General features: G+C 63.9%; 17 protein-coding genes. 14 read left to right on the plus strand and 3 right to left on the minus strand.

The features are described from left to right. Window positions 1-127 precede the first annotated feature (127 nt). The 7 genes from HYG77_RS35830 to HYG77_RS35860 all read left to right on the plus strand — a co-directional run bounded on the left by HYG77_RS35830 (window position 128) and on the right by HYG77_RS35860 (window position 8152). A complete protein-coding gene (locus tag HYG77_RS35830; RefSeq protein WP_208964339.1) occupies window positions 128-544 on the plus strand; it encodes a hypothetical protein in 417 nt (138 codons plus the stop codon). Continuing rightward, window positions 541-993: a hypothetical protein gene (locus HYG77_RS35835; RefSeq protein WP_109336316.1), complete on the plus strand. Its 453-nt coding sequence runs from the start codon at window positions 541-543 to the stop codon at window positions 991-993. The genes HYG77_RS35830 and HYG77_RS35835 overlap by 4 nt, the downstream gene beginning before the upstream one ends. After that, window positions 990-1451 carry a Tad domain-containing protein gene (locus tag HYG77_RS35840; RefSeq protein ID WP_208964340.1) on the plus strand — a complete coding sequence of 154 codons (462 nt, stop codon included), beginning with the start codon at window positions 990-992 and terminating at the stop codon, window positions 1449-1451. The genes HYG77_RS35835 and HYG77_RS35840 overlap by 4 nt, the downstream gene beginning before the upstream one ends. Beyond that, a complete protein-coding gene (locus tag HYG77_RS35845) occupies window positions 1448-4603 on the plus strand; it encodes a LysM peptidoglycan-binding domain-containing protein (RefSeq protein ID WP_208964341.1) in 3156 nt (1051 codons plus the stop codon). Before HYG77_RS35840 ends, HYG77_RS35845 begins: the two co-directional genes overlap by 4 nt. Next, on the plus strand, window positions 4600-5163 hold the full coding sequence (locus tag HYG77_RS35850; protein WP_208964342.1) for a hypothetical protein: 564 nt from the start codon (window positions 4600-4602) through the stop codon (window positions 5161-5163). The genes HYG77_RS35845 and HYG77_RS35850 overlap by 4 nt, the downstream gene beginning before the upstream one ends. Before the next feature lie 11 nt (window positions 5164-5174). Next, the gene (locus HYG77_RS35855) at window positions 5175-5813 is read left to right on the plus strand and encodes a hypothetical protein (RefSeq protein ID WP_208964343.1); all 639 of its coding nucleotides are present in this window, start codon (window positions 5175-5177) and stop codon (window positions 5811-5813) included. A gap of 1538 nt (window positions 5814-7351) precedes the next feature. Beyond that, a complete protein-coding gene (locus HYG77_RS35860) occupies window positions 7352-8152 on the plus strand; it encodes a CopG family transcriptional regulator (RefSeq protein WP_244461549.1) in 801 nt (266 codons plus the stop codon). A gap of 261 nt (window positions 8153-8413) precedes the next feature. Here HYG77_RS35860 and HYG77_RS35865 read toward each other — a convergent pair whose 3' ends face one another. From HYG77_RS35865 to HYG77_RS35875, 3 genes are all read right to left on the minus strand, one after another. Continuing rightward, window positions 8414-9721 (minus strand): IS256 family transposase, encoded by a 1308-nt coding sequence (locus tag HYG77_RS35865; RefSeq protein ID WP_208962146.1) that lies wholly within the window; start codon window positions 9719-9721, stop codon window positions 8414-8416. Between the two features lie 679 nt (window positions 9722-10400). Then, entirely contained in the window at window positions 10401-10991 is a 591-nt protein-coding gene (locus HYG77_RS35870; protein ID WP_208964345.1) for a hypothetical protein, read from the minus strand. Between the two features lie 99 nt (window positions 10992-11090). Further along, on the minus strand, window positions 11091-11306 hold the full coding sequence (locus tag HYG77_RS35875) for a hypothetical protein (protein WP_208964346.1): 216 nt from the start codon (window positions 11304-11306) through the stop codon (window positions 11091-11093). 131 nt (window positions 11307-11437) lie between these two features. Here HYG77_RS35875 and HYG77_RS35880 point away from each other — a divergent pair, with 131 nt between their 5' ends. The 7 genes from HYG77_RS35880 (at window position 11438) to HYG77_RS35910 (ending at window position 18891) form a co-directional block, all read left to right on the plus strand. Beyond that, entirely contained in the window at window positions 11438-12745 is a 1308-nt protein-coding gene (locus HYG77_RS35880) for an IS256 family transposase (RefSeq protein ID WP_208962146.1), read from the plus strand. A gap of 588 nt (window positions 12746-13333) precedes the next feature. Beyond that, window positions 13334-14197, plus strand: a complete 864-nt coding sequence (locus HYG77_RS35885; protein ID WP_208964347.1) for an A24 family peptidase — start codon at window positions 13334-13336, stop codon at window positions 14195-14197. A gap of 1130 nt (window positions 14198-15327) precedes the next feature. Further along, a complete protein-coding gene (locus tag HYG77_RS35890; protein ID WP_208964348.1) occupies window positions 15328-16281 on the plus strand; it encodes an alpha/beta hydrolase in 954 nt (317 codons plus the stop codon). A 47-nt stretch (window positions 16282-16328) separates the two neighbouring features. Beyond that, window positions 16329-16721 carry a hypothetical protein gene (locus HYG77_RS35895; RefSeq protein WP_244461576.1) on the plus strand — a complete coding sequence of 131 codons (393 nt, stop codon included), beginning with the start codon at window positions 16329-16331 and terminating at the stop codon, window positions 16719-16721. Next, window positions 16718-17755 (plus strand): hypothetical protein, encoded by a 1038-nt coding sequence (locus tag HYG77_RS35900; protein WP_208964350.1) that lies wholly within the window; start codon window positions 16718-16720, stop codon window positions 17753-17755. Before HYG77_RS35895 ends, HYG77_RS35900 begins: the two co-directional genes overlap by 4 nt. After that, a complete protein-coding gene (locus HYG77_RS35905) occupies window positions 17755-18642 on the plus strand; it encodes a hypothetical protein (protein ID WP_208964351.1) in 888 nt (295 codons plus the stop codon). The genes HYG77_RS35900 and HYG77_RS35905 overlap by 1 nt, the downstream gene beginning before the upstream one ends. A gap of 54 nt (window positions 18643-18696) precedes the next feature. Further along, window positions 18697-18891, plus strand: a complete 195-nt coding sequence (locus HYG77_RS35910) for a hypothetical protein (RefSeq protein WP_208964352.1) — start codon at window positions 18697-18699, stop codon at window positions 18889-18891. The last annotated feature ends 217 nt before the right edge of the window (window positions 18892-19108 follow it).

Consider the following 19108-nt stretch of genomic DNA (forward strand, 5'->3'; position numbering starts at 1 on the left):
TCCAGGCCGCTGCGATGGTGGCGGGCGTTGCGGTGCTTGGCAGCTCGGAATCGATTCCTGGCCGTGGCCGTATATCCCTATTCCGTCCTGAAAAGCCAGCCGTCCAACAACTATCGGAAAGCAGACCATGGTCACACTGGAACAGTTGATCGACCGATGGCGCCGCGATGACCGAGGCCCGGCGACGCTCATTACGGTCATCGCGATGGTCGCATTCCTTCTGATCTTTTCGGTCCTGCTGCAAACCGCTCTGTTCTTCCACGGCCGCGACGTCGCCAACAGCTGCGCCGAAAAGGCACTGAAGAACACAAGATCCCAGTACGGCAACCAAGCGCTCGGAACAGCTGCCGCTTATGCCTGCATCACCCAGGCAGGCACCGGTGACCTGCAGATCCCGGTTGTCCTCGTCAGCAAGAACATCCGTGAAACAACCGTCAACATCACCGGAAAGGCCCCTTCCCTCGTCCCGGGTCTCGAATTCCCCATCGTCGTCAACCACACCAAACCAACTGAACGCGTCACCAACCCGGGAGGAATCGGATGAGACTCACCCGATGGATATCCCGCGCCCGCCGAGATGACCGGGGCGACGTCACGATCGAGCTGTGCCTCGCAACCGTCATCCTGATCTTGCTCCTGGGCTGGATGTATGCGTACGGCGTCAACCGACAGGCGCACCAGAAGGTCGAACACGCCGCCACCGAGGGTGCCCGTGCAGCCTCACTCGCCCGCACCATCGCCACGGCCACTCCGCTGGCGTACCAAGCAGCGGCCGGCAGCATGGACGGACAAGGCCTCAAGTGCGCCACCATGAACGTCAACGCCGATACCAGCGGCTTCCGCACCAGACCTGGTGTCCCCGCCACGGTCGAGGTCACCGTGACCTGCCAGGTCTCCTTCGACGCTCTTGGATGGCCCGGAGTCAATGGTGCCCGCACCGTCACCGCTACCGCAATCTCGCCGATCGATACCTACCGGGAGCGCACACGATGACCAACGCCTTGCGTAAGCGACTCGCCTCCCGACTGCCGGAGGAGCACCGCGACAAGGGTGCCGTCACCCTGATGACGGTGGTCTTCGCCCCTGTCCTGATCTTCTTCGTCTGGGGACTGATCGTCGACGGTGGCGGCATGCTCACCGCCGACCAGCGAGCCGACAACGTCGCCGAGGATGCTGCCCGAGCAGCCGGTCAACAGATCATCGGATCGGTGAGCGCCCGCGGCATCGACACGGTCGTCGACCCAGTCCGCGCGACGGCAGCCGCCAAGAGATACCTGTACGAGGCCGGCATCGACGGCGACGTGATCCCCACCGGCCCGCGCACCCTCCTGATCACGACCCGCATCGTCTACAACTCGAAACTTCTGCCATACCCCAGAACGAAACTGCTCGTCGGTACCGCCGCTGTAAACCTCAACCGCACCAACGCCGGGGAGATGTACATACCGTGAGCGCAAACGCCGCGAGGTCCCGCCTTGCCGGACTCGGCTACCTCCTGATCCTGGTGATGCTTGTCGCCGGCATCCCGGCCGCCCTCTGGGCGCTGCGCGGCAATCCGCTCGACATACCGTGGTCGGATTTCGAAGGTCTGCTCGCGAGTCCAGATGACGGCAGTCTCCTCATCGCCCTTCTTCCCCTTGTCGGCTGGGCTGCCTGGGCCACCTTCACCGTCCCAATTCTGCTCGAACTCGCAGCGACACTACGTGGCGTCAAAGCGCCGAAGCTGCGCCTTCTTCGCTCACAACAGCGGACCGCGACGTTCCTCGTCAGCGGCGCCCTCTTGCTCCTGACCGCCGGCACCGCCACGGCCGCACCCGTCCTGACCCAGCCTGCGGACGTGGGAAGCACCACTCCGTACGCGCCGCAATCACAGCAGGAAGATCCGAGCGCGTCACCGCAGACACAGGTGGATCCGCGGGCTACCCGGGTGGCGGTACAACCGTCGGGGCCGACAGTGACGACCGTGCGCGGCGACACCCTGTGGGGATTAGCCCAGCAGCATCTCGGAGAGGGCCGCCGCTACACCGAGATCCTGGACCTCAACCGGACTGCTGTCCCCGAGCCAGGGTTTCTGGCCGAAGGGTTGACCCTGCAGCTGCCCGCATCCCAGCCCGAGGTGATACGCGGCGCCTATACGGTCAAGCAGGGCGACACCCTGTGGGATATCGCCGAGCGCGAGCTCGGCGATCCTTTGCGTTTCAAGGAGATCACGACTCCCGACGGCACCCCGGCTGGTGAGCTGATCACGGTCGGCCAGCAATTGATCATGCCCACCGCCGCCTCCGCGGCGGCTGACGCTACACCGGCGCCGGCCTTGGTGCCGCCGGCCGATGCTGTTCCGGCTCCGGAAGCTGTTCCGGCTCCCGCTCCTGCCCCGGAAGCTGCTCCGGCTCCCGCTCCGGCGCCCGCCGCTGCACCCGCGCTTGTGGATGTCGCCCCCAACTGGCAACTCGACCCCGTCGAGCCTCAAATGCCTGCCGACCTCCTCACCAAGGACGCGTCGGCAGAGACCGACACCGAGGACGGCTCATCCGACGTCGTGTTCATCGGTCTCGGAATCTCAGCGGTTGCTGCAGCTGGACTCACCGGGCATCTCGCTCTTCGTCGCCGCAAGCAACAACACCGCCGCCGCCGCGGCGAGCGCATCGCCCTTCCCGCCGAAACCGCGATCCAGGCGGAACAAGCACTCACGGCCGCCGCTGATCCGCTCACCACCACCCACGTCGACATCGCATTGCGGCACCTCGCGCACCACTGCAGGTCCACGAGCATCGCTCTGCCGGGCCTGCTGGCGGTCTTCGTCGGTGACAACGACATCGAGCTCGGACTCGTCGAACAGGTCTCATTCCCCGCGCCTTGGACACAGATCGACGACACCACCTGGTCAATAGATCCGAGAGCTTTCCCGCGGAGCGTTCCCGAGGCCGAGATCAGTCCGTACCCGGCGCTGACGGCAGTCGGAACCAGCGACGACGGTCGCGACCTCTTACTCAACCTCGAACAGATCGGCCACATCGCCATCAGCGGCACCCCGACCGCAACAGCCGGGGTGCTGCGTGCGCTCGCCGTCGAGCTCGCAGTCTCGCCCATCGCCGACAGCCTCCACCTCAACCTCGTCGGATACTGCGCCGACCTGCCCGAGGCAATCGACAACGGCCGCATCACCCACTCCGAGGACGCCGACACGGTACTGACGACACTCGCCAATCACCTCAAACTCGACTCCGAAATCCTCGCGGACAACGACTTCGAGTCAATCGCGCAGGCACGCACGTCGTACACCACCAGCGTGCTGACCGCACCCGAGATCGTTCTGATCGCCGATCCGGTGACCGAGACACAGGCCGGGCTACTCGCCGGCATCGCACGGCACGCACCCCGAATCGCGTTCGCCGCAGTGACCACCGAGAACGCACATACCAACGCCACATGGACCCTCGAGGTCGACGACAACGGCTCGGCCGTCCTTGCTCGTCCAGGAATCGCGTCGTCCGGCATCACAGTGACCACCCTCGATGAGGAGAGCTACGCGTCTGTCCTAGACCTACTGACCACCACCTCACGCGAACCTCGCGTTGCCTACACGGGCGATAACCCTGACATTCGATGGGAAGCAGCCCGTCTCGACAACGACATCTCGACCGACGAGTTCATCACCAGCTCCGATCCCGCCACCTTCAGCGTGGTCGGAAACGAGGACCTCGACCACGCCGTCGACCGACCAGATCCGTCCGATTCAGATGAGGTCACCGCAGAACATGAGTTGCCCGAGGCGGATCACATCTGGATCAGGCTGCTCGGCGAACCCGCCGTCACACCCCCGTCACCAGGGCCGGCCGAAGGCCGAGAGAAGAGCCTGACCGAAATCGCCGCGCTTCTCATCAGCACCGATGGCGGAGTCCTCGCCGCGGACATCGACAGCAAAATCTGGCCCCACGACGTCGAAGCCGCCAGAACCGGCACAGCGGAACAGGAGAAAGAAGCGAAGGCCCGGCTCCGCCGGCGCCGCAACGAAGCGCTCTCTCGCCTGCGTAAGTGGCTCGGTGACACCGAGACCGGTGAACCCGCCCTCATCAAGTCCGGAGATCGAACCGGCCGGACCCCGCAACGGCTCCACGAGGCCGTCACAACTGACTGGGACTACTGGCAGGAACTCGTTAACGCCCATCCTGCTGACGTCGATACCGCCCGGCTGGTCGCCGCGCTGGCCCTGGTCACCGGTCAACCGTTCACTAGCGATGACCCCACCGCTTACGGGTGGGCGGACCACACCAAGCAAGACATGATCTCTGCCGTCACCGACGTCGCCGAAGAGCTCGCCACCCGCTACATTCGCGGCCAACAAGTTCCCCAGGACCTCGCGGCTGCGCACGCCGCCGCGGAGACGGGCCTCAAGGTCGACATCGTCCACGAAGGGTGCTGGCGTGCGGCGATCATCGCCACCCACTTCGCCGGTGACACCGAGACCACCCAAAGGTTGATAGATCGCATGATCACCGAGCTCGACGCACTCGAAGAAGAACCCGAACACGAAACAAAGATGCTCTTGAGTCAGCTCGACTCCACCTACGGGAGCCACTACCGGATCGGAGCAGCATCATGACGCGCCACATCGCCGTACTGGCGACGACACTCACTGCTGCGATGTGCCTGACAGCCAGCTGCAGCATCCTGGCCCCAGAACCGGTCACCCTCGGAACCAACACCGGGCCCACGTTCACCGGACCGCCCGGCTCCGGAAAGTCCCCCGAGCAACAGGCCGGTGAAGCCGCACTGGTGAAGGTCAACGAGTACTACACGATGCTCGCGCGACTGAGTGTAGATCCCGCAGCCAACCCCGCAGATCTCGACAATGTCGCGGCTGGCAACTTCCTTCAATCGACAAAGCGGGACATCACCGCGCATCGCGTCGAGGCGAACGCAGGCGAGGTCAAGGTTCTCAAGAACACCATCACCCGCCACAGCATCCCGATCGACGAAAACGGCATCCCGACGCCCGGCACCGCGACCATCGAGATGGACGTCTGCCTCGCCCGCGCTATCGACGTTCTCGAGCTCGGGAAGCCGATCCTGACGAACGCCGCTTGGCCCGACCCAGCAGGATGGAGAGTCACAGCCGACTACACACTGCCCGGTACGCCCTGCAATGCCGGACTTTTCTAGGAGATACGACTATGGCACACACCACCATCCGCCGAACCGTCGTCGCAGCCTTGGCTGCGGCGACCCTATTGGTCGGCGTGACCGCCTGCTCCGACAACGACGCGGCGGATCCGGCGGTAGAGCTCACTGCCACCGGTGACCCGGCGTTCGAGGGTCCCGAGGGAGCGGACACGTCGAACAAGACTCCTGACGAGTTGGCACGGGAACAGGCGCTTGCGAAGGTCAACGACTTCTACGCTGTCGTGGGCAAGCTTGATGGGGATGCCGCTGCGCCGATCGAGCAGCTCGACACCGTGGCCGGTGGTCCCGTGCTGGATAGCTGGCGGGGAGATATCACCCTGCGCCGCTCGCAGAACGTGGTCGGAGCGGGCGACGTCAAGGTTGTCGATGCGAAGATCACCGACGCCGGCATACCGGTAGGTGACGACGGAAAGGCTATCTCCGGGCCCGCCTGGGTCCACGTGCGCGCCTGCACCGACATCTCCGGTTTGACCTGGACGAAGTCCGACGGTAGTCCCGCCTACGACGTCAACCGGCCGCAGTTCGTGCTCGCTCAGTTGACCGTCCGGAATGCGGATTGGCCCGATGCAAACGGCTGGCGAGTCACCAGCGATGCAGCAGCCCGATACGCACCATGCGATGCACCATAACCAAGGAGAACACATGCCAAATCGTCGTCGTTTTCATGCGGCCGTGATCGGCGCGCTCGTTCTGGGGAGCCTGGTTGCCTCGCCACACTCAGCGCTTGGACAACCCGGCTTCGGTTCTGGCGGAATCGACGTCGCTCCCGGTTCCGGAAATCTGGGTGCGAACATTGTCGTTCAAGGCAGCTACGTCCAGGTACCTTCGGCATCACCTGGCTCCGGAGGCTCCCCAGGGGCGAGTGCAGCGGGGACGGGCGGCGGCGGGTCTGGATACAGCGGTGGTGGCAGTGACGTCGTGGCCGCTCCCTCAGGACCTCCGGTCAGGCAACAGATGAAGGCGTGCGGCCGATTCGCGGACTGTGTTCCGCTGAGTCCGGATGTGGGTATGCCGGCAACCCCAGTGAGCATGGCGCAGGTCATGAATGTGGTTGGAACAGCCGTGACCGGCATGCAACTCGAGGAACCCCCGATGTGCTGGACCCCCGAACCCGCCAACTTCCCTGGCGGGAGAACCGGTTTGGTCGGAAAGAACGCATGGGCGTGGGTTTGCCCGGATCAGATCCGGGAGAGCACCGTTGGCCCAGTGACACGAGTCGTCCCTGGTCCGGGAGGCGTCGTTGTGACAGCCACAGCTGTCAACTCGAGTGTCACGATCAACTGGGGGGACGGGTCCCTCCCGACAATCTGCCCGGGCGCGCTTCTACCGTTCACCCCTTACAACGACCTTATCGACGCCAGCCCACTGACCCCACCGAGTGGATTGCCATCCCCGACATGCGGTCACCACATCGAGAAGACATCGATCATGCAGCCCGGCGGCGTGAACAACGTGTCGGCGACGTCGGCCTGGATAGTGAACTGGACAGCAGTATGGCCAGGTGGAGGCGCAGGTGGAGTCGTGCCTGTTCCCTTGACCTCCAACTATCAACAGCGAATCGGTGAGCTGCAGGTGCTGGTTACACCCAATTGATCGACGTTGGAGACGACTGATCCGATGTCTGGTGCCCCGCAGTCCAGTCTCGACGCGGTTGAAATCAAGTAGGCAGCCAAGTGCTGATGCGGCCAGAACTACGCGAGCGGATTCAGTTCATACGTTGGATGTTTCAATCAGTTCTAAGGGGCTGAACTGACGACAGACCCGCGGCATTTCACTCGGTGGAGAGAGTCACGTCGCGCTTGCGCTGATGAAAGACACAGAAGCCGGCCGCCAGTCCTTTGGTGGCGGACTTCTCGTCGAGGTCCGGTCAACCTCGCGAAACTAAGATCGGCGCATTACCGCGGGTAGGTTCGGAGTGAAGTCCTCCACACCAATCGCGCTTGCCCGTGTACGGGGTCGTGCCACGACCAGGAGGACTCACAGCACGGGGTACTAGGTGTTCGGTCCGCACGACGGTTTGGCTGGGCGAGGCCATAGGCCATAGGCCATAGGCCATACCAGATTCTTCGAGGCCGCATCTCAGGGTTCCCCGATGCCGGGGCACAATATGCGCACCGGCGGACGAGAAGAGCGAGGGATGACGGAGTCGAGGCCAGGTCGGATCCCGGTGGGTGATCCCATCGCGCTGCGCTTCGACCCGGAGACCAAATACCGACTCGAGGAGATGGCCGAGGGTATCGGTCCTCGCCGGTTCGGGGCGCTGATCCGCGTCGCGTGCCGGCGACTGGTCACCCAGCCGAAAGCGGTCAGCACCGGCCTTGAGGAAGCGCGGCGTCTCTCGGCAGTCCGGCGGGCGATCCCACTGGTCATGCTCACGCTCAAGCTGGAACCGGACACCGCGCAGAAGTTCACGGTGCTGGCCGTCGAGTACGACACCACGGTCAGCGCACTCATGCGGATTGCGCTGCACCGCGTCCTGGAAACCCCCGGCCGCTACAAGCATCCGATGCTCCGCGAGGCGGAGCGGACCGGACTGTCCGACAAGGTCGAGGTGATGGTCAACCCGTCCAGTAAGCAACAGATCTGGCGCCTCGCCGGCCGACATGGGGACAAGCTCAGCACCGCGCTTCTTCGGGTTGCTCTTCGGCGCCTACTCGAGAAGCCCGGTGACCTTGCGGGGGATCTGGAGGCCATCGCACCGTTGCGCGATCTTCGGCCCGAAATCTATTCCGCCAGGGTGAATGTGCACTTCGACGCCCCGCTGCGGGACAGGCTCGACGCCTTGGCCGCACAAGTGGGGTCCGACCGCGCCGAGTTGATGCGTCTGGCCGCGCAGCGTGTGCTCGAGGCCCCCGGAATGATCGAACAGGCAGTGAACCGCGAGATCTTCCGCAGCGAGAAGAACAGAGCGCATCTCATGGCTCGCCACGTCCGTCGCCAGGCGCGGCGCCGTACGCCGCCTGACTGATCACTCCAAGTCATCGGTTCTCGCCGGTAAGTCAACCCGCGGTGCCGGTACTCCCATGATTGGAACGAGTGGTCCTCGAAACATGAGTTCCTCAGTGACGACCCCGGAAATCAGCGTCAGACCAGCAATGTGGCCAGCCCAGCCCGATGTTAACCAGGTGGACCTATCAGCGTCCGCGGCACGTTGCGCGGGTGACTGGTCGTCCGTTCCCACTGCCTCGACCACGAGGAGATATTGTCAATACCTGTGGATGAGTGAGTTTCAGGCGACCTCCGATCCGGCGTTGGCGGGCTCGGCAGGTGAGGTGTCGGGGGTGATGTCGGTGGGACGCTCGAGCAGCTTGCCCTTGTGGAACACGGCGCCGGCTCGGACGAGCGCGACCAGATGCGGAGCGTTGACCGCACGCCAGCGAGCCTGTGCGGCGTCGATCAGCTTGTAGGCCATGGCAAGTCCCGCCGCACGGGATCCGGGGCCCTTGGTGACTTTCGTCCTCAAACGCACCGTGGCGAAGGTAGATTCGATGGGATTTGTGGTGCGTAGATGCACCCAGTGCTCGGCCGGGTACTTGTAGAATTCGAGCAGCACATCCGTGTCGTCGGTGATCTTCTTCACCGCCTTCGGATACTTCGCGCCGTAGTCGAGTTCGAAGGCTTTGATCGCCACTTGCGCCTTGTCGATGTCCTCGGCGTTGTAGATTTCCTTCATCGCCGCGAGCGCCCCGGGATGTGCCGTCTTCGGTAGCGCAGCAAGTACATTGGCCTGCTTGTGGAACCAGCACCGCTGCTCCCGGGTTTCGGGGAACACCACCCGCAGCGCCCTCCAGAACCCAAGGGCACCGTCACCGACCGCGAGGACCGGGGCGGTCATGCCGCGGCGGCGGCAGTCCCGCAGCAGGTCAGCCCACGACTCGGTGGACTCGCGGTACCCGTCGGTGAGGGCGACGAGCTCCTTGCGTCCGTCCGCACGGACGCCGATCATCACCAGCAGGCACAGTTTGTCCTGCTCGAGCCGCACCTTGAGGTGGATGCCGTCGACCCACACATAGACAAAGTCGGTGCCGGAGAGGTCCCGATCCTGGAAGGCCTTCGCCTCGTCCTGCCACTGCGTCGTCAACCGGGTAATCGAGGCCGCCGAGAGCCCGGCACCCGATCCGAGGAACTGCTCGAGTGCCGGGCCGAAGTCGCTGGTGGAGAGCCCGTGCAGATACAGCAGCGGCAGCACCTCGTTCATCTGCGGGGACTTGCGCACCCAGGCCGGCAGGATCGCGGACGAAAATCGCTGTCGCTCGCCGGTGTCCGGGTCGACGCGCTTGTCGTTGACCCGCGGGGCCTTCACGTTGACCGCACCAGCGGCGGTCAGGACGTCGCGTTCGTGGTGGTAGCCGTTGCGCACCACCAGGCGGCGACCGTTCTCGTCGACCTGGTCAGCGAACTGTTCGATATAGGCGGCGACCTCCGCCTGCAGCGCGGCCGCGAGCATCTGCCGGGCACCGTCACGGACGATCTCGTCGAGCAACGACCGCCCGTCGTCGTCGTCGGAGCGGTCGTTGTCGTGTACTACCGTAAGCACGGGCGTACCTTCCCAACCAGCGTTGCAGCGCTGGCCTTGATCGAATACCTGTTTTCTTGCAGATCATCATCCGGGAAGGTGCGCCCTCCCCGATCCACAGGTATTGATCATTTCTCCCACGAGGTCGAAAATGGGGCCTCGCAGCAGTGCCGTGACTGCCAGGTGACAATTGTGACAGCAAGGAGCATCACGGCAGTCCGATGCTGTGGAAGTGTGCAGCCGATGCTGCGGCCTGCCCAGCGTGCCCGGGCGGTCGTGGCGCGGACGCCATGGGAGCACCCCAACCGAGCAAGCATGCAGAGCAGGAAGACGCCCCAGAGGAGGGCAACAACAAGAAGCCCGAGTCCGACCATGTTCCCTTCTTGAGCAGATGTGGCCGGTACGCCTCTAAAAAATATGAGGAAGGACCCCAGTGAAAGCGCCAAGAACAATCTCTGCGTGCCGGTTTCGAGTGTGGTGAGCCGTCGTGGAGTTGCACTTGCTACGAGCAGGTCACCCATTGATGTTCGAGGCTTGTCGTTGGACACCTACCTTTCCAGTAAATGCGTTGTGCAGTAATAAGTCTGCTGCGTTCTGTGCAATGTGCGCAGTAGCCAGCTGATGGGGCAGTGGACGTGGATGAGCTGTCCAGCTCGACAGTTTGCCCCGCGACACATCCGGACAGCGGAGATCGTTTCGTTCAGAAATTCAGGTGGCGTGCGAGACGGCTGATCGGACGGGCTTCGACAATCGCGGGTCGACGGGGCCCGATGATGCGCACGCCACCGCTCACTCGGACGTGGGCCTCACCATCGATACGGACCGTGGTGGTGTCGGTGGCGGCCACAAGAGCTTGACCGTTGGCTTGGACGTGGCAATGACTGTGCGCGAAGACGATGGCGCTGTCTTCTGCGCGGATCCTGGCGTTGTCGGTGCCGACGATATGGCTCTTACCGCGGGCATCGACGGTGCTGTCGTCAAAGGCTTCGATGTGAGCATGTTCGTAGGCAGTGACCCTGGCGTGGTTGGACGCTTGGACGAAGCACCGGCCGGCGGCTGCGATGGAGCCGCCGGCGATTCCCGCGCAGGTTTGTCCGATAATTTTGACCTCGACTTGGCTGGGGATGTGACCAAGGTCCAGCCAGTTCTCCGGGTCGGCGTCGATCACGATGCTTTTCGCTCCAGTGGCCAGGCGCTTGGTGTATTCCGCGGAGCTGCGGACCGGCGATGTGGAGCGGCCACGATGCGGCCGACGTGAGTTGCGCGTGGATTTCTTCACTGGTGCCCCCATGGAATCAATAATGCCTTCGTCTGTGTCGCTCGTGCGAGCGCCGATGTCGGCGCGTCGCGCGTGGGCTACACGAGGTTCGGTGTGCCTCGGTGTTCCGCGTCAGTCGCCGATCTTGACGGCATTCCCGGTCGGGTCGACGCATTGCAGATAGGAGTCGGCGTGTGATCGGTCAGGAAGGTAGGGCCAGCTGCAGTTCCAACCGTCGATGACAGCGAAGCGCCCTTGTCCTTGGGCGGCGACCGTGCGGTCGTTGAGGTAGCGATCACTGATGCTCAGTGCTTCTGAGCAGCTCGGAGTTCCGGCGATGATGATCACAGGTGCAGTGGCACTGAGAAATGATCAATACCTGTGGATCGGGGAGGGCGCACCTTCCCGGATGATGATCTGCAAGAAAACAGGTATTCGATCAAGGCCAGCGCTGCAACGCTGGTTGGGAAGGTACGCCCGTGCTTACGGTAGTACACGACAACGACCGCTCCGACGACGACGACGGGCGGTCGTTGCTCGACGAGATCGTCCGTGACGGTGCCCGGCAGATGCTCGCGGCCGCGCTGCAGGCGGAGGTCGCCGCCTATATCGAACAGTTCGCTGACCAGGTCGACGAGAACGGTCGCCGCCTGGTGGTGCGCAACGGCTACCACCACGAACGCGACGTCCTGACCGCCGCTGGTGCGGTCAACGTGAAGGCCCCGCGGGTCAACGACAAGCGCGTCGACCCGGACACCGGCGAGCGACAGCGATTTTCGTCCGCGATCCTGCCGGCCTGGGTGCGCAAGTCCCCGCAGATGAACGAGGTGCTGCCGCTGCTGTATCTGCACGGGCTCTCCACCAGCGACTTCGGCCCGGCACTCGAGCAGTTCCTCGGATCGGGTGCCGGGCTCTCGGCGGCCTCGATTACCCGGTTGACGACGCAGTGGCAGGACGAGGCGAAGGCCTTCCAGGATCGGGACCTCTCCGGCACCGACTTTGTCTATGTGTGGGTCGACGGCATCCACCTCAAGGTGCGGCTCGAGCAGGACAAACTGTGCCTGCTGGTGATGATCGGCGTCCGTGCGGACGGACGCAAGGAGCTCGTCGCCCTCACCGACGGGTACCGCGAGTCCACCGAGTCGTGGGCTGACCTGCTGCGGGACTGCCGCCGCCGCGGCATGACCGCCCCGGTCCTCGCGGTCGGTGACGGTGCCCTTGGGTTCTGGAGGGCGCTGCGGGTGGTGTTCCCCGAAACCCGGGAGCAGCGGTGCTGGTTCCACAAGCAGGCCAATGTACTTGCTGCGCTACCGAAGACGGCACATCCCGGGGCGCTCGCGGCGATGAAGGAAATCTACAACGCCGAGGACATCGACAAGGCGCAAGTGGCGATCAAAGCCTTCGAACTCGACTACGGCGCGAAGTATCCGAAGGCGGTGAAGAAGATCACCGACGACACGGATGTGCTGCTCGAATTCTACAAGTACCCGGCCGAGCACTGGGTGCATCTACGCACCACAAATCCCATCGAATCTACCTTCGCCACGGTGCGTTTGAGGACGAAAGTCACCAAGGGCCCCGGATCCCGTGCGGCGGGACTTGCCATGGCCTACAAGCTGATCGACGCCGCACAGGCTCGCTGGCGTGCGGTCAACGCTCCGCATCTGGTCGCGCTCGTCCGAGCCGGCGCCGTGTTCCACAAGGGCAAGCTGCTCGAGCGTCCCACCGACATCACCCCCGACACCTCACCTGCCGAGCCCGCCAACGCCGGATCGGAGGTCGCCTGAAACTCACTCATCCACAGGTATTGACAATATCTCAGTGGCACTGTTCAGATTGTTCGTGACGATTCCGCACTGAGTGCTCGTGGGCGGCAATGCGGCGGCCAGCGGTGGCCTGCGTAGCAGTCGTCGCCGGCTGTGTCTCGGATAGCCGGGTCTGAGCGTCGGTCACTCGTGGCTGACCTTGATCAACGGTGGTGGGGTTTGTCGACCACTCGACGGGTGTGGCGGCAGCAGCTGGTTCGGCTGGCGGAGATACGGTCTCGGCCTCTGTGATGCTGCATCCGGTGAGAATGGCGGCTGTGATGAGGGACAGTGCAGCAATTTCGCTGGTGGTTCGTCGATTCACGAGTACTCGCTTCTATTCCAGTCATAGGGAGGATGCAATGTCGAGCCCAGTGATATGTGATGACCTGGACAGAACGAGGACCGGCGCGACCACCGCCGCACCAGCGGGTCAAGCTGCGGTTTCTCGAAGTGCCCTCTTGCGGGCCGGCTCCCGAATCGGCTCGGTGGTGCTGAGACTGTCCAGGTGCACGGCTAGTGTCGATCTATCCCTTATGTCTGTCGCATAGTTGCGGAGGAGTGCCCACGATGACCGAACCGACGTCCGAACTGGCGGGCAGTGGTCCCAGCGAGGAGCCACAGTCGCCGGCCGTCGGTGCTGAAGATGCGGCAGGGCAACGCAGTGACCATCTGTCGGCGACGGTGTACGCGCCCGCTGGGATTGTCGTCGTCGCGAGTGTGTTGATGTGGTTCGCGGTTCGGTGGGTTGATGCCGAATACGGCACAACAGGCGTGTGGTGGGTGGCCGTCACCAGTGCCGCGGCTGGTGCGGCGTTGAGCGTGGCGACGGCACCGATGATGGCCAGGCTGTGTGTCGCCGTCGAGATCCCGACAGAGGGCTGCTCCCGGCGACTCGGTCCCGCGGCTCTGACCGCAGGAATGTGGTTCGGCGCCGTGATGTTCGCCGGCGGCGACGCGATCTTGCCTGCCTGGCTCGCGCTGAGCCTGCTGTGCGTGTGGGCAGCGTGGATCGATCACTTCACGCTGCGGTTTCCGCTGACCTTGATCAGGCTGACCACCGCAGTGGGTCTGATGTTGGGGGCGTTCGCGGTGGCGGTGGATCAAGATCCAGCGGCAGGTGGGCGCGCACTTCTCGCCGGTGTGCTGGTATTCGCATTCAACCTGGTGTTCGCGATCGTCACCCGCGGCTATCCCGGGCTCGCCGACGTGCGACTGAGCTTCATCCTCGGGGCAGCGTTGGGATGGGTCGGCTGGACGAATGTGCTCTCGGGCATGTTGCTACCGAACGTCCTGGCGCTCTTGGTGATGTTGGGGGTGAAAGTGATTCGGCGTCAGAAGGATTTGGGGGAGTTTGGTTTCGCACCATTCCTCATTGCCGGAACCGCCGTGGCAATCGTCGTCCCCCCGCTGTGGGGGATCGTCTGGATCTGAACGCCTTTGTGACGGGAAGGTGTGGAGGATCGGTTGCATACTGGTCTTCAGTGAGTGGGAGGTGCATCGGTATGGACGAGGTGGCCCACTCCGCCCCGGTGCCATCGATCGTTCAAACGGAACTGCCGTGTGAGTTCTGCGTGGAGCATCCCCAGTACTTCAAGGGGGACCCCGTCGGCTTCGTGCGTGCGGCCCGCTGGGCAGCGGTCGTCAAGGACTGCTGTCACTTCGACGCTCGCGTGGACTACCTGATGTGTGACGAGCACTGGGCAATGATCCGACACCAACAGTTGCCCGGGCAGTGCCCTCGGTGCGGGGCGATCGCCTATTCGGTCGAGGACATCGTGTGTACTGAGACCCCTCTGGGAAGAACGGCGGGCGGAGCCTGGCCGTTAATCGGAGGGCGGGAGGATAGACCGCGACTCTGCTGATGTGTTCGGTCTGAGCGTCTCGCGGACGGTCTCTTGAACGACGGGTCAACTCTTCGACTTGTCGATCTCGACGTCGGAGAGTCACCTGTGATCGATACGCACGACCTCACACTATTCGAGCAGCGTCCGATCGGTGCCAGCTGGAGTGGGCGCGCTGCTCGCATAACTCACCATCGCGGTTGCCGACAAATGTTCGAGGGTGCCGAGCTTTTGTCCAAACGATGTCACACAACGCAGATGCGGTGGATCTTCCTCCAGGTGAAAGGGAGTGGCGGTCGCTTCCGGGACTTTTGGAGGTGTGCCTGATATGGCGGGGCGGGAACGGCGCGTGACTTTGGCGGAGCGGTCAAGGTCAGAACCTATGGTCCTCGCAATTGCTGTTGTGAGGCACAAAGGAGTGGTACCGATGAATGTTGAGGTTCGACGTATCCACCCGACAGAGGCGAAGAAGATTCGTGACCGCCAGCGTCTATGGGCGCCGTCGGGCCCTGTTCCGGCCGGCCGAGATGGCGGTCAACGTCCCTTCCACGGGCCCACAGAAGAACGCCGTGACCTGGTGGTGGTGCAGCTCCGGCGCCCTCCGGGTCTCGGCGGCGGCGAACTCGATGAGTCGACCGCCTGGGGGTGCTGCATCCCGCGGGACCAACGAGACCAGCCTGAATGCGAATGGTTGGCGGCCCGAGGTCTGGATGGCCAGCGATGAGGGCCCCCGGGGATCGCACACGCCTCGTCCTCACCGCCGACGGCACCTCTCTTGCGGTTCGTGAGATCGGATCCCGGATGGCGCCGGTCACTGTGATTTTCGCGCACGGATTCTGTCTTCACATGGACGCCTGGGCACCGCAACGGGCCTATCTGGCCGAGGTCTGGCGTGGGCGTGCCCGGTTGGTCTTCTTCGATCACCGCGGCCATGGTGGATCCGGCGCGGCTGACACCGACAGTTACACGATCAGCCAGCTTGGACGGGACCTGGATGTGGTGATTCGCACGGTGGCGCCACAGGGTCCGATTGTCCTCGTCGGGCACTCGATGGGTGGGATGTCCGTGATGTCCTACGTCGCCCATCACCAGGAGGCCGCGGCCGCGCAAGTCGTGGGAGTCGGGTTGATCTCGACCGCCGTCGACAATGTCGCCGGCGCCGGCATCGGGCGCGCTCTGAATACGCCGGCGGTGACGGTGCTGCGGACGGCATCAGCTCACGCCCCAGGGCTCGTCGGCCGCAGCTGGAATCTCTCACGTCGCATCTTGTCGCCAGTGGTCGGCGCAACTTGCCCGCTTGCTCCGAGTGCAAGTGTCCGTGCCGCCGCCACGTCCTACGGGATGGTTCACGCGACGCCGATCGCCACCGTGGCGGCCTTCCTGCGTGATCTGCGGATCTACGACGCTTCCCCGGCGCTCGACGTGCTCGCGAAGGTGCCGGCGTCAATCATCTGTGGAACCCGGGACAGGGTGACCCCAATCGGGCACTCACAGCGACTCGCCGCGGCTCTTCCGCTCGCCGAACTGATCCCGGTGAGCGGAGCGCGGCACATGGTCGGCCTCGAGCGTCCCGATGTGGTGAGCGAAAGTCTCGATCGACTGCTCGGCCGCGCGGTAGGGCGCCGCGAACAGGACACCACCCGCAGATCCAAATCCGACCTCGTCGGGGCATGAAATCTGCGCGTGCCTGACACCTGACGAGGCAACCACTGATGGGAGAAGTGTTGAGTATTCACCAGGACGTTGACCTGTCGTCCGGTCATGCGCACCACCGGCCGGACGCGCTCGTTCACCGCGGGAGGTCGTACACCCGCCATGTTCTGAAACGGGTGGCAGCGTGTGGTGTGCAGGTCGGGGAGCGGCACCGGTGCATCGATCTGCATCACGAACGGCAGACCTACAACCCGGGGCAAGACGCCACCTATTGCCGCTGCGGTCACATCCGGTGGGCCGGCGAGCATGCGCAGTTCGACACCGCCGTCGAACCATTCGAGGTTTTCCCTCATCACCCCTCGGGCCGGCCGGATCCACGGACCTATCCCGGAAAGATGGACACCGAACCGCGGCAGGTCAGCGATAAGCGGCCCATCGGGCGAAGCGAGCTACGCCGATGATCCCGGCAGAAGCGGGCGACCGCGCGGCCCGCGCTGTACTGGACATGATCGACCGCGTCGAGATCGACCCCGAGAGCGACCAGTTTCTGACGGCGCTCGACCGTATCCACTTGCAACTCCTCTCGCCGAGGGTGGCCACGATCGTCGCAAGGCGAGCGGAGCTGGGTTTTCCCGCCTACGACGTGAATACCTATCCCCGACGGAATATGTGGCGCACGCAGGTCCCGTTCGGGCGGACGAACGGCGGTGTCGTTGTCGAGATTCCCCTCGTCGTGATCGCACCTGTTCTGATCGGCTTGATTCCTGTCCTCCTCAACATGAATTCGCTGTTTCAGTCTCCGATCACGGATCTGACGGTATTCATCTTCGTGGCTGCAGGTGTGGAGATCTTCGCGATGTGGTGGTGGATCCGCCGTGATCCCCTCAGGCTGACCGCGGCGGACAAGCAGATGCTCCGCGGCGGCATTGCCAAGCTCGATGCCTACGTCTCGGCCGGCGGCGACTTCTTCGAACTTCGTCTGGCCATGACTGCGTCCGCGATCGTCGACGATATTCGTGACGTGCCGGCATGGAGTCACGAGGACTTCGACATCCACCGCATCCGGCTCGACATCGACGATCAACTCCGAGCGATTCTCGGCCACTGCGGTGAGCTGGCAACTTTCCGGGTCAGCGTCGGCGAACCCACGACAGGTGTCAGTGCCGAGGCTGACGCGGCTCGGGCGTCCCATCACGAGCAGCGACGGTGGTTCGAGCAGGTCAAAGAATCACTGATCGGGCGGGTCGCAGCGTTGTGGACGTATCACCAAGACCTACTGATGCTCCAGGACTCGATCGACGGTACTGCGGCTCTCGGTCGCATCGACGCTCACGCACCGGCGCGCGGAGAATTGCTGGTGAACTCGGCGGACGATGATCTCGCAACGTCGGCGATCGGTGACCTGGCCAATGACCTGGTCGATCTACATCAGGCGCGGGAAGCGGCGCTGGCCCAGCTGCGCGGCGACGTCACCGGATTCGATCGGCGCAGCTGATGGGCCGCAGCCATGACCGGATCAGCCCAGATCGCGGCGACGGTGTGTTCGATCCCGACCGCGGCGACAGCGACGTCGCCACCCGCAAGGAGGGCGAACTGATCTCGCAGCACGCCTATGACACCCGCGCCGATCTCCGCAGCGGAGCACGAGAACTCGACGACGCCACCGAGAACCTACCTGGATTGACTCGGGCGCAACGGGACCTCAACCGCGCCTATCCGCGGCCCACGCCGGCGGCAATCGGAAACTCTCGGTTACGCCCGCAGCTGCCACCGGCGATCGAACTCCGTCGCACCCTCTCGGCACGACAACGGAACACCCGATCCGCGGCGAAGCGCCGCGTCCTCGACGCGATGCCGAAAGCCCAGTACACGGCGCTGGCGGCGTTGACGTCGGAGCCGAAGGCCTGGCGGGAGACGAACAACGCCCTTTCCGCGGTGGCCGGCGACGCTGTCGAGCTCGACGATGCTCGCCGTAAGCAGGTCCAACGAGTGGACCGGGCCATCCAACGATACGAACGCGAATCCGGGCGAGGTCATCTCGTGTACACGTCGGTGAGCATTCCCAACGCGGTCGTGAACCCGTCAGATCTGCCCTCGACGCTATCGCCGGGGACGGTCCTGTCCTTCGACCGGTTCACTGCGGCAACTCATTCGCTGCACGAGCTGGACTCGACCGCCCTGCCCGCCGATGTCGTCTTCGAGATCCAGACCGACCGGGGCATGTACTACGGGCAATCTTCCCGCGTGGACAACTCGCACCACTTGCTGCCACGAGGAATGCAGCTTCAGGTGGTGGGGGCTCATTTTGTGCCGTACGAGCGGCCCGGACAGCCACCGGGGGAGCGCTTGGTCGTCCAACTTGTCGATCACGGGACGCCATGACGAGTCGAGGCAGGCGTTCGAGACAGATTCAACTCACGGAAGGAACACACAGTCATGACTGCGGACAAGCCGCGCCACCGGCGCCCCGACCTGACCTTTCATCTCGATATCTTCGCTGCGCCCGCGCAATTCAGAGTGGTGAAAGCCGCGCCACACGACGATGCGGACCAGGCCGCGGACTCAACGCAAGGGACTCAAAGCTCCAGCACCGCCGCTCAGATCGGACGACGAGATGGCAAGGGGCTGTGAGCAGAAAGAAAAGTCGGAGGCCACCTACAAGATGGTGTGCCTCCGACTCACCCGGTGCATTCTCAGTACCCATACCCTATTTGATCTTTCGCATCCGGTCCAATTCTCCACGCGCTGTCGGCCGATGTGGATGCCGGACTGGGTTGGCGCGGTTGTGAGTTCGGTCGAGTTGTACAGGTCCATCTCTACTGTCGGTGATCGCACGACACCCTCGCGG

The sequence above is a fragment of the Rhodococcus sp. ZPP genome (assembly GCF_017656075.1).
GTDB lineage: Bacteria > Actinomycetota > Actinomycetes > Mycobacteriales > Mycobacteriaceae > Rhodococcus_F > Rhodococcus_F oxybenzonivorans.

What these genes read in the sequence shown, in the direction of transcription:
- HYG77_RS35855 (WP_208964343.1), top strand. Translation starts at nt 5,175, where the DNA reads ATGGCACACACCACCATCCGCCGAACCGTCGTCGCAGCCTTGGCTGCG.
- HYG77_RS35890 (WP_208964348.1), top strand. Translation starts at nt 15,328, where the DNA reads ATGAGGGCCCCCGGGGATCGCACACGCCTCGTCCTCACCGCCGACGGC.
- HYG77_RS35900 (WP_208964350.1), top strand. Translation starts at nt 16,718, where the DNA reads ATGATCCCGGCAGAAGCGGGCGACCGCGCGGCCCGCGCTGTACTGGAC.
- HYG77_RS35885 (WP_208964347.1), top strand. Translation starts at nt 13,334, where the DNA reads ATGACCGAACCGACGTCCGAACTGGCGGGCAGTGGTCCCAGCGAGGAG.
- HYG77_RS35910 (WP_208964352.1), top strand. Translation starts at nt 18,697, where the DNA reads ATGACTGCGGACAAGCCGCGCCACCGGCGCCCCGACCTGACCTTTCAT.
- HYG77_RS35840 (WP_208964340.1), top strand. Translation starts at nt 990, where the DNA reads ATGACCAACGCCTTGCGTAAGCGACTCGCCTCCCGACTGCCGGAGGAG.
- HYG77_RS35905 (WP_208964351.1), top strand. Translation starts at nt 17,755, where the DNA reads ATGGGCCGCAGCCATGACCGGATCAGCCCAGATCGCGGCGACGGTGTG.
- HYG77_RS35850 (WP_208964342.1), top strand. Translation starts at nt 4,600, where the DNA reads ATGACGCGCCACATCGCCGTACTGGCGACGACACTCACTGCTGCGATG.
- HYG77_RS35830 (WP_208964339.1), top strand. Translation starts at nt 128, where the DNA reads ATGGTCACACTGGAACAGTTGATCGACCGATGGCGCCGCGATGACCGA.
- HYG77_RS35870 (WP_208964345.1), bottom strand. Translation starts at nt 10,991, where the DNA reads ATGGGGGCACCAGTGAAGAAATCCACGCGCAACTCACGTCGGCCGCAT.
- HYG77_RS35835 (WP_109336316.1), top strand. Translation starts at nt 541, where the DNA reads ATGAGACTCACCCGATGGATATCCCGCGCCCGCCGAGATGACCGGGGC.